The 10,357-nt window shown below is 52.7% G+C and carries 13 protein-coding genes; 11 read left to right on the forward strand and 2 right to left on the reverse strand.

Features of this window, described 5'->3' with window-relative positions:
* The first annotated feature begins 146 nt into the window (after positions 1–146).
* Positions 147–740: a nitroreductase family protein gene (locus tag ACKQTC_RS07840; RefSeq protein WP_408977890.1), complete on the forward strand. Its 594-nt coding sequence runs from the start codon at positions 147–149 to the stop codon at positions 738–740.
* Between the two features lie 42 nt (positions 741–782).
* On the opposite strand, the gene ACKQTC_RS07845 is transcribed toward ACKQTC_RS07840, so the two are convergent.
* Both ACKQTC_RS07845 and ACKQTC_RS07850 read right to left on the reverse strand, forming a co-directional pair.
* A complete protein-coding gene (locus ACKQTC_RS07845) occupies positions 783–1,283 on the reverse strand; it encodes an acyl-CoA thioesterase (protein ID WP_408977891.1) in 501 nt (166 codons plus the stop codon).
* An 87-nt stretch (positions 1,284–1,370) separates the two neighbouring features.
* The gene (locus ACKQTC_RS07850; RefSeq protein WP_408977892.1) at positions 1,371–2,213 is read right to left on the reverse strand and encodes a metallophosphoesterase; all 843 of its coding nucleotides are present in this window, start codon (positions 2,211–2,213) and stop codon (positions 1,371–1,373) included.
* Between the two features lie 131 nt (positions 2,214–2,344).
* Here ACKQTC_RS07850 and ACKQTC_RS07855 point away from each other — a divergent pair, with 131 nt between their 5' ends.
* From ACKQTC_RS07855 to ACKQTC_RS07900, 10 genes are all read left to right on the forward strand, one after another.
* The gene (locus tag ACKQTC_RS07855; RefSeq protein ID WP_408977893.1) at positions 2,345–2,671 is read left to right on the forward strand and encodes a phosphoribosyl-ATP pyrophosphohydrolase; all 327 of its coding nucleotides are present in this window, start codon (positions 2,345–2,347) and stop codon (positions 2,669–2,671) included.
* A gap of 66 nt (positions 2,672–2,737) precedes the next feature.
* Positions 2,738–3,538, forward strand: a complete 801-nt coding sequence (locus ACKQTC_RS07860; RefSeq protein WP_408977894.1) for a carbon-nitrogen hydrolase family protein — start codon at positions 2,738–2,740, stop codon at positions 3,536–3,538.
* Positions 3,535–3,819, forward strand: coding sequence for a DUF503 domain-containing protein (locus ACKQTC_RS07865; protein WP_408977895.1), 285 nt, complete (start codon positions 3,535–3,537; stop codon positions 3,817–3,819). Before ACKQTC_RS07860 ends, ACKQTC_RS07865 begins: the two co-directional genes overlap by 4 nt.
* 20 nt (positions 3,820–3,839) lie before the next feature.
* Positions 3,840–4,598: a 5'/3'-nucleotidase SurE gene (surE, locus tag ACKQTC_RS07870; RefSeq protein WP_408977896.1), complete on the forward strand. Its 759-nt coding sequence runs from the start codon at positions 3,840–3,842 to the stop codon at positions 4,596–4,598.
* A 150-nt stretch (positions 4,599–4,748) separates the two neighbouring features.
* Positions 4,749–5,180: a 50S ribosomal protein L13 gene (gene rplM, locus ACKQTC_RS07875; protein ID WP_408977897.1), complete on the forward strand. Its 432-nt coding sequence runs from the start codon at positions 4,749–4,751 to the stop codon at positions 5,178–5,180.
* A 17-nt stretch (positions 5,181–5,197) separates the two neighbouring features.
* The gene (gene rpsI, locus ACKQTC_RS07880) at positions 5,198–5,590 is read left to right on the forward strand and encodes a 30S ribosomal protein S9 (protein ID WP_408977898.1); all 393 of its coding nucleotides are present in this window, start codon (positions 5,198–5,200) and stop codon (positions 5,588–5,590) included.
* A 268-nt stretch (positions 5,591–5,858) separates the two neighbouring features.
* Entirely contained in the window at positions 5,859–7,001 is a 1,143-nt protein-coding gene (locus tag ACKQTC_RS07885; RefSeq protein WP_408977899.1) for a glycosyltransferase, read from the forward strand.
* A gap of 15 nt (positions 7,002–7,016) precedes the next feature.
* Positions 7,017–7,724 carry a response regulator transcription factor gene (locus tag ACKQTC_RS07890; protein WP_408977900.1) on the forward strand — a complete coding sequence of 236 codons (708 nt, stop codon included), beginning with the start codon at positions 7,017–7,019 and terminating at the stop codon, positions 7,722–7,724.
* Entirely contained in the window at positions 7,702–9,081 is a 1,380-nt protein-coding gene (locus ACKQTC_RS07895) for a sensor histidine kinase (RefSeq protein ID WP_408977901.1), read from the forward strand. The genes ACKQTC_RS07890 and ACKQTC_RS07895 overlap by 23 nt, the downstream gene beginning before the upstream one ends.
* Before the next feature lie 194 nt (positions 9,082–9,275).
* Positions 9,276–10,157, forward strand: coding sequence for a DUF4097 family beta strand repeat-containing protein (locus ACKQTC_RS07900; protein WP_408977902.1), 882 nt, complete (start codon positions 9,276–9,278; stop codon positions 10,155–10,157).
* Positions 10,158–10,357: the final 200 nt, after the last annotated feature.

A 10,357-nucleotide genomic window follows, 5' to 3' on the forward strand; every position in this document is an offset into this window, starting at 1 on the left:
TAATATCATAGCGAAGGATGTTTTTCTTGTCAAGTTTACAGGTCATCATTTTGGGTATGTATATAAACATGAAGGTTAAATAGTATTCAAGTGCAGCCCCGGGTTGGCTTGGTGCTTCGCTGAAGTATAATATGAGGAGGAGCTACATGTCTAAAACATTAAAAGACGCTATGGTTTGGCGTCGGTCTAATTATGATTTAACTGCAGAGTTGCCTATTTCTGATGAAGAACTGGCCTCTCTGATTAAAACGATTGCTGAAGAAGCCCCGTCCCCGATGAATGTACAAAGCGGCCGCTTGGTTTTACTCCTAGGAGATAACCATAAAAAGCTCTGGGAAATCGTCCGTGAAACCCTCCGTAAAGTCGTGGATGATGCGGAAAAATTCAAGTCCACAGATGCGAAAATCGATGGCTTTGCTGCCGGTTATGGGACCATCTTATACTATAACGTCCCCCAACGGATCAAAGACCTCAAGGAAGAATACCCGACCTATGCCCACAATTTCCCCCGTTGGGCAGACCAGGTTCAAGGGGTCCTGCTCCAGTCCATCTGGACGGCCTTAGCTGCTGAAGGGATTGCTGCCAATATCCAGCACTACAACCCCTTAATCGACGAAGAAGTGGCCAAGACCTTTGACATTTCTCCGGACTGGGAATTAATCGGTCAAATGCCCTTTGGTTTACCGGGCAGCATGCCGGAACCGCGAGACACCGATGACCTTTTAACCGTTAAAAAATAAGGCTGATGTTGGCCCTGCCCCTGCGGCAGGGCTTTTTTTTGCCTAGCTTTCAGGCAAGGACTGGGCATAGAGACCTTTAGAGTGGTCATTGATTTTTTCCGCTAAGCGGGCCAGGGCTTCTCCGGCAGTGCCGCGGGGGGAGAGGGGTGGGACCTGGGCCTTGGATCCGTCGGTCAATAGGCAGACATAGGTCATAAAGCCTATGGCAGCCAACTGGGGCGGGTCTGTTTCCGGGATGATTTCGCAATAGATGATGGTATCCATGGCACTCCGGCCGGTGCGGATGATGCTGGCTGTAAAGCGCAGGAGGTCGCCGGGCTGGGGGGCTTTGAAATAGCGGATGTCATGGATGGCTGCGGTAAAGATCTGGAAGCCTTCACCGTAGTCACCATAAGTGAGGACCCAGTCATAGCAGCAGGTGCCGGCTGTGTCATCCATATAGGTGACCATGTGGCCGCCGTGCATGGTGTGATTGGGGTTTAGGTTTTCCGGCTGGACCTGGTACAGGTAGGCCTTGCTGGATAAGTTTTGGTGAATGGACATAAGCTCCTCCTCTCTGAGCTGGTCTTATCTTAGCACAAAATAGGGGCTGGATAGGGCTTTGGCATAAAAAAACCGCCAGGCGGCGGCTTAAATATCTAAAACATAGATGGTGTCTAAGAGTTCCTTTAACAGGTCGGTCTTATACTTCCACTTGAAGTTGTGCCCCAGGGACACATTAACATAGGTGGTGCCGTTTTTCATGAGGGTCCGGCGGATGTGGGAGTGGGCACAGATGCAGAGGTCTACGCCGTAACTTTCGTATAATTCGGCGTAGTACTTGCTGCCCATAAAGGCCACCGTCGTTGCCCAGACATGGCTGCTCTTGTACATTTCAGCCAAGGGCAGCATGTGGATGGCGGAACAGATCTTGTATTCCTTGCCGTGGGCCCGCTCCCGGATGGTCCGCAGCTGGCGTTCCATGAGCATCAGGCTTCTGGCAGTGATTTTTTCGTTGATAAAGGGGTTTTGGTCAGTATTTTGCAGGTACTTATACTCCGGATTGCGCCGGAGAAAGCGGTGCTTGGCCATGGCGTCCATCCGCCGGTAGTTCCGGTGGAGGGAGTAGTCATACCAGCTGGGCCCGCCAATAATGCACCACTGCCCGTGGACGATGGGGTTTTTAAAAAGGGAGGTGGCCTCATCGTTGAGCATGAGGTCCATGTATTCATCGGCATCCAGGCAGAGGCTGGTCTTGTTTTTTTCCGACAAGCAGTAAAGCTCGTGGTTACCGGGAATTTGTAAGACCCGGGTCTGGGTGCGGTCCTGCAAGCGGCCATAAAAGGAGAGGGCCTTTTCAGCGCCGGTCAGGGTATCCCCGCAAAAGACGATGGTATCCAGGTCTAACTGGTCGCAGGCCTGGGCCAGGGCGGTCAGGAAGTCATGGTGGGTGTTATAGTCAATGTGTAAGTCGCCGATAAAGCCAATCCGCATGGGTCTCCCTCCTCTCTCATACAATTATGCTATCATTGGGGTAAAATCATGTCAAGATAGGCCGGCTACTGTTTTATGGCGGGCGAATATGGTATACTGGCTACAATAAAACTGAGCAAAAGAGGTGTATCATGGACAAACGAATTTATAATAAATTGGTGCGGGACCGGGTCCCCGAGGCCATCGTTGCCGGCGGCGACAAGTGTGTGCATGAAGTGATAGATGACGACCAGGCTTTTTTAGACGCCTTGGATGAAAAACTCGATGAAGAATTGGCTGAGTACCAGACCAGCAAGGATATTGATAAGCTGGCAGATGTCTTAGAAGTCATTTACGCCATTTGTGAAGCCCATGACCTGTCCTTTCAGGACCTAGAGCAAATCCGCTTGGACAAACGGGCCCGCCGTGGCGGCTTTACTAAGAAATTTTTAGTCACAGAAATCCACGAAAAAAGATAACGGCGTGCCCCTGGTGCGTCGTTTCTTTTTCATGTAAATATCCAGTCAATGAGAGGTGTATTTTGTATGGACAAATTACAAGTGGCCCTGCTGCAGCTGCCGGTGGTGGCCGACAAGGATGAAAACCTGACCAAGGCGGCCCTGGGCCTGCGGGAGGCAGCCGGCAAAGGGGCTCGGCTTGTCGTCCTGCCGGAAATGTGGACGACCCCCTATGATACCGCTGTCTTCGCTGACTATGCTGAAGGGCGGACCGGTAAAACAGCGACCTTTTTATCCAACATGGCCAGGGAGCTGGAGATGGTCATCGTCGGCGGGTCCATCCCGGAAAAGGACAAGGCGGGGCGAATTTATAATACAGCCTTTGTTTTCGACGCCCAAGGCGAGCCCCTTGCCTACCACCGCAAGAAACACCTCTTTGATATTGATATCGCCGGTGGGCAATATTTTCGGGAGTCGGATGTCCTGACCCCGGGCGAGGAAAGCACGACCTTCGAGACCCTGGGCTGGACCTTTGGCCTGGGTATCTGCTTTGATGTCCGCTTTCCGGACCAGGCCCTGGATATGGTCCGCCAGGGGGCAGACTGTCTCATTTACCCGGCGGCCTTTAACCCCAGCACCGGCCCCCTTCACTGGGAGCTCCTGATGCGGGCCCGGGCCATGGATGCTCAAAGCTGGCTCTTGGCCTGTGCCCCGGCCCGGCAAACCGACGGGGGCTATGTCAGCTGGGCCCATTCTTTGGTCGTCAACCCCTGGGGCACTGTTGAGCATGACCTGGGCACCGGGGCCCAGGTCCGGATCGCCAGCCTGTATAAGGAAAGTATAGAGACGGTCCGGGCTCAAATCCCCATTCGCGGGATTCAGGCATGACCCTCTTTTACCTGGAAGTGGACCTCCACCTGCCCGAGGCCCACAGCCTCAAAGAAAAACGGATGCCCCTGGAAAGCCTCAAGGCCGGCCTGAAAAACCACTTTAACATTTCCCTCCTGGAAATAGGAGACCGGAGTAAATGGCAGCGGGCGACCCTGGCCCTAACGGGCCTGGCCGGCACCGACGCCCAGGCAGACCAAATTATGGATAAGCTCATTAGCTATATCGACCGGACCTGGGTTGGTGAAGCCCTGGTCCAGGATAGACTCTACCTCTTGTAAAGCCTAGAAGGAGGCCACTGATGCATATTTTACTGACCAATGATGATGGGATTTTTGCCCCGGGCATTGCCACCCTGGCCAGGCATATTATGGAAAAAACAGACCACCGGCTGAGTATTATTGCCCCGGAAGTGGAGCAAAGCGGGAAGAGCCGGGCCATTACCCTCTTCCGCTCTATGGCCTTGAAAAAGGTGCAGATTCCTTCCCTGATGACCCCGGCTTATAGCGTCTCAGGGACCCCGGCCGACTGCGTCCGGGTAGGCCTCCGCTACCTGCTCCAGGATGTCGACCTGGTCTTGTCCGGCATCAATTTCGGGGTCAATGTTGGTGGGGACGTGCCCTATTCCGGCACCGTCAGCGCCGCCCTGGAGGCGGCCCGGCTGGAAAAGCCGGCCATTGCTGTTTCGGCTCAAATTGCCGGCCAGCATATCTACTTTGATACGGCAGCAGAGGTGGTGCTTAACCTGTTGGAGACCCTGCCGACCAGTTACTTTGCCGGCCGGACCGTCTTAAGCGTTAATACGCCGGCCCTACCCTATGACCAGATCAAGGGCCTAAAGGCCATCAATTGCGATGCCCACATCACCGATGAATATGAGTGGGTGGGATCTTTCGGGGAAGAGGAGCACATCCGCATTTGTAACCGTTATCCGGATGAACTGGAAGTGGAAACCGACCTGTACTACGTCCGGGCCGGCTATGCTACCATCTCGCCCCTGTCGCAAATTGTCAGCACTGATGCGGAAATGGCCCGCCTGTCGGACTGGCTTCAAGATTAGCTTGTAAAAAAGCAATATCCTCTTGACATTTGTCTGGTAAAGTCATATGATAGTACGGTATGATTACCACCGATGACAGATCCAGAGCCCCGGATCACATGGTGAATAGTCACAAACACACATGAGATTCCGTATCAAGGAGGATAAATAATGCGTACAACCTACATGGCCAAAGCCGGCGAGGTCGATCGTAAATGGTATGTCATCGATGCCGCAGGCAAACCCCTAGGCCGCGTTGCTACCCAAGTGGCAGCTATTCTTCGCGGTAAACATAAACCGACTTACACCCCGAACGTTGACTGCGGTGACTTTGTTATCGTTATCAACGCTAAAGACGTTGTCTTAACGGGTAAAAAAGAAAGCCAAAAGAAATACTACCGTCACAGCGGCCACCCCGGTGGTTTAAAATCCGTTACTTACGGCGAACTGAAAGAACGCAAACCGTCTTTCATGTTTGAACGCACCGTTAAGGGGATGCTCCCGCACAATCGTCTTGGCCGGAAAATGTTCGGCAAACTGAAAGTTTACGATGGTGCCGATCATCCGCATGCTGCGCAACAGCCAATCGTTTTAGATAAGTAAGAACAGGAGGGACCTATATGGCTCAGATTCAATACTACGGCACTGGTCGTCGCAAAAGCTCTGTTGCACGTGTCTATCTTGTTCCCGGCAATGGCAATGTGACGATTAACGGCAAAGAAATGTCCGATTACTTCGGCCTTAAAACCTTAGAAATGATTGTTATGCAACCCCTCGAATTAACCGAAACCACCGGCCGCTTTGATGTTCGCGTCAATGCCACCGGCGGCGGCAGCACCGGCCAGGCCGGGGCTATCCGGATGGGGATTGCCCGCGCCCTTTTGCAGGCAGATCCGGACTACCGTCCGGCCTTAAAACGTGCCGGTTACTTAACCCGTGACCCGCGGATGAAAGAACGTCACAAATACGGTCTTAAAAAAGCCCGTCGTGCACCGCAGTTCTCCAAGAGATAACCAGCACCCATATCTACAATGGATTTATCCGCCAACCGGACTTGGTTGGCGGTTTTTTTATCCCATTGGCCCTGAAAAATAATCGTAACACCGGGGGTCTTTTGCCTATCAAAAGACTGGCGAGAAAAAAGCAGAAAAGGCGTTAGACCGGGCTTTGTAACTATACTGATGTTTGTTGTTCTGCAGGGCTTTTGATATACTTATCTGTGAGGGCCGCGCCTCTTGGCGGGCCAAAAATAAGGGATATATTTTGGTAGGAGCGACAGAAATGAAAATTCTCATTGTTACTGAGACCTTCTATCCTTCCATAAATGGTACAGTCACGCGTCTCGTGGAGGCGATACGCTATCTCAAGAAAGCCGGTCATGACGTAACAGTAATAACGGCAGCGGGACAGTCAGGGATATTTGAAGGTGCAGATATCGTTAGCTTGGGCCGGTATGACATCCCCCTCTGGCGGGCGGTTCGCTGGAAGCGGGTGTCACTCCCCCTACGGCGGCTCATTTATGAGTTGGAACCGGATGTGGTCCACATCGTCAATGCCAGCCTCTTTGGGGCTTGCGGGGCCCTGATGGTCAAGCAGCTGGGTATTCCCCTGGTTATGAGCCACCACTTTGATATAGATAAATGGTTAAAGAAACACCGCCTGGGTCTGAAAGCCTTGGGGCGGCTTTATTGGCAAATCATCCGCCGACTCCACAACCTGGCCAATATCAACCTGGCGACCTCGGTCAAGTGGCGGGACGTCTTGCGCAGCCACGGGATTGAGCGGGTTGCCTGTTTAAAAGTAGGGGTTTCAACGAGCCACTTCCACCCCCGGCATGCAGATGAAACCATGCGGCGGCAGTTAACCGGGGGCCATGAGGAGGGCCTGCTTTTTCTTTTTGTGGGCAAGGTCGAAAAAGAAAAGCAAATCGACCGGTTGGAAAGCCTCTTGCAGCGGGCACCGGATATCCACCTGGCCGTTATCGGCGATGGGCCTTACTTGCGCCACTTGCGCAAGCTCTTGCCGAGCGACCAGGTTGTTTTTACAGGCCAGCTGAGTGGTGAAACCTTAGCCCAGGCCTATGCCTCGGCAGATGCCCTGGTCTACCCCAGCGACAAGGCCGACCTGGCCCTGGTTATTTTAGAGGGGATGGCCTCCGGTTTACCGGTCCTGGCCCAGGACACGCCCACCATGCGGTTACAGGTTAAAGATGGCGAAACCGGTTATCTGGTTTCCTTCACCAATACAGATGATTTAATGGAAAAGATTAATGGTCTCCGGGATGCCGGCCGGCTCAAGACCATGTCTGTGGCGGCCCGGCATTATGCGGAAGGCTACAGCTGGACAGTGAGCAGCCAGCAGCTCTTGGACTACTACCACCTGGCCATCGCCCATAGGCGGAAAGAGGCCTTTACAGGCAGCTGATGAAAGGATGATTGGATGCAGGAGAAACTTTTAGTTGTTGAGGATGAAGAAAACATTCGTCAAAACATAACCGATTATTTTATAGACCAAGGCTACAAGGTGGTCGAAGCCAGAGATGGGGAAGAGGCCCTAACCCTTTTTGATGCAGAAAAACCGGACCTGGTCATCTTAGACCTGATGTTGCCCAAGCTGGATGGGATTGATGTCTGCAAGACCATCCGCAAGGAGCATACGACCCCGATTATTATGGTTACCGCCCGAAGCGAAGAAATAGACAAGCTCCTGGGCCTGGAGCTGGGCGCAGATGATTACATCACCAAGCCCTTCTCCCTCCGGGAACTGAATGCCCGGGTCAAGGCTGTTTTCCGGCGCAGCCGGCCGGTGGCCGACCACCTGGAAGATGTCCGGGTCTTTGGCCCTCTTAAGATTAACCTGGACCGGCGGGAAGTCCGCTACAATGATGAAACAGTGGACTTAACCCCCTCGGAATACGCCATTCTCATTACCCTGTCGGAAAATGTCGGCCGGCCCTACAGCCGCCTGCAGCTGTTGACCGCAACCCTGGGCGAAAGTTATGCCGGCTATGAACGAGCCATCGATACCCATGTCAGTAATTTGCGGAAAAAAATCGAACCGAACCCACAAAAACCGATCTTTATCCAGACCGTTTACGGGCTAGGCTATAAGTTTGGGGACCAGTATGAGCCTATCCAAGAAGATTAGCTTTGTCCTGCTCTCGGTGGTAACCATAGGCGGCCTGCTGATTGGCGGCTTAACCATCGATAGCACCACCCGGTCCTTTGACCAGTTTTTATTTGAAACTCGCCAGTCGGAAATAACCGAATGGTATGACATTTTTATGGACTACTACGAGACCCATGACAACAGTTGGGAGGGGGTCGAGCGGTTAAATGTCAGCGAGGAGCCGGATCGGACCATGTCCCTCGGCCAGGCTTATCAGCGGCCCATTGTCCTGGTTTCCCAGTCCGGGCAGATTTTGGTCCATCCTCAGAAAAACTTCATCGGCCTGACGGTCGATTCTTCCCTTTTAAATCACGGCTTTCCCCTGGAAAGGGGGGAGGAGGTCATCGGCTACCTCCTGCCGGTGGACTACTTTGACCACAAGTTTTGGGTCCTGGAAGAAAGCTTTATCCGCAATGTCAGCCACTCAGTCATCAAGGGAATCCTGGCGACCAACCTCATCGCCTTTATTATTGCCCTGGTTCTATCGCAAAATATGGTCCAGCCCCTGCGCAAGCTTATTGAAAATGTGCGCAAGATGGGCAAGAGTGACCACTTTGTGCCGGTGGTGGTCTACTCTGATGACGAAATTGGCGAATTGGCATCTGCCTTTAACCAAATGGGCCTGGAAATCGAAAAAAACAGCGAGGCCCGGACCCGGCTCTTCAGCGATGTCAGCCATGAACTCCGGACCCCGCTCACTGCCATTGCCGCCTCCCTGGAAAACAAACTGCTCCGCACCGAGTCCCTGTCGCCGGTGGAAATATCAGCCCTCTATGATGAGGTCCTCCGGATGACCAACCTGGTCAAGGAGCTCCAGAGCATTTCCCGGCTGGATGCCGGCCATATTGACCTTTCGAAAACCCTCATTGATTTCAAGTCCTTCTTTGCGGACTTTTTCGTCCTGCTTGACGCTGAAGCCGCCTCCCGGGATATCCAGGTGACCATCGATACCCCGGATAACCTGCCCTATTGCTATGCCGACCCTGAGCGGTTAAAGCAAATTGTCCTCAACCTGGTGAGCAATGCCATGCGCTACTCCAACGATGGCGGCCAGGTGACTCTGGCTGCAGAAGCGGACGACAAATACTTTATCATTACCGTTAAAGACAACGGTCTGGGCATGAGCCCCCAGGACCTGGCCCATGTTTTCGATCGTTTTTACCGGTCCGACGCCTCCCGGGCGCGGGATACCGGCGGTAGCGGCCTGGGCTTGGCTATTACCAAGGGTCTGGTCGACGCCCATGACGGGGTCATCCAGGTGTCCAGCCAGCTTGGGGAAGGGACCATCTTCACCGTTCGCCTCCCCCTTTACCAGGGGACTGAAGCGGAGGACTGATTTTTTTCTTAATGCTTGCAGGAAAGGTTCTTCACGTGTAGAATAGACTTAGACAGCATTGGCGGTTGCGCGTATTGGGATGGATAGGAGGTTTTGCTTTGGACGCGAGAGCCAGGATAATACTCCACAAATTACGTTTTGTTTGGATAGGCCTCCTTGTGGTCGCTTTATTGGCCTTGGTTGCTTTTATAGCTTTGAATTTAAGTTTTAACCAATCAGCCGGCGCCTTTGATAAAGTAAAAGCCCCCTACCAGTTGGAAATACCCGTTTCCAACCGGGATTTCGACCGCCTGGCCATTGATGTCGCCGATGCCAAGCTCGAGTTGGGTATGACCTCATCCATCAAAAAGCCGACGGCTTACCTGTATGGTGAGAACTATACCGATGAAAAAGTGATGGCGGATATTAAAGACGGTCGGGTGCAAGTGACCTACCAGCCCAAAGAAGAAGGCCGGACAGCCAAGCCCCTGACCCTCCGCATCCTTTTACCGGAAGCGGACCTCCGCCAGGTGCGGATCAGTGCGAACCAAGGCGGCATGACCATTGACCACCTGCGGACCGATGACCTGGCCATCCAAAAGGGTGCCGGCGACATCGTCTTGAAAAACATCAATGCCAACAGCGCTAAAGTAGAGAGCACAGATGGCCCCATGCGGGTTGAAGACAATCGCATCAGCCAGTTTAGTCTGGCCTCAGACCGGGGGGGCCTGGTCCTGCGGAACAACAAAGTTCAGCAGCTGACTGTTGATAACCAGACAGGGGATGTCTTCCTCTACACGCCAAACTTTAAAGGCATTACCGATATTCAAACGGTTAGCGGCCATATCACCGCCATATCCAAGCGCCTGCCCTGGTCCCTCCTGGTCGAAGCCACAGCAGAAAGCCAAGGGGATGTCCAAGTCAACTATGCAAAGCGTTACTGGAAAAAACCGGATATCAGCGAAAAGAGTAAGCAGGCCTGGAAGGGCGCCGTTGGGGATAACCCCCGCAACATTCTCCGCCTTAAAACAGAGGATGGACACATTACCCTTGACCAGCGTAGCCGGTATACTGATACCCAAAGCGACCGGCTCTAGGGCAGCATAGATTAGTTCATCTCCTTCTTGTCTTCAAGAAGGAGATTTTTTCTTTTCTTTCATCTCCGAGGCTTGCAATTTATAAAAACATCTTTTATAATGATTAGCACATCGCAAAAGTCGGTCGCAAGAAAAGTGAAAAATCTTGTTGACAGAACAAAAACGATGTGCTATATTTAAATAGTTGTTTCGTTCAGAAA

Source organism: Peptococcus simiae (genome assembly GCF_046097595.1).
Taxonomy (GTDB): Bacteria; Bacillota; Peptococcia; order Peptococcales; family Peptococcaceae; genus Peptococcus; species Peptococcus simiae.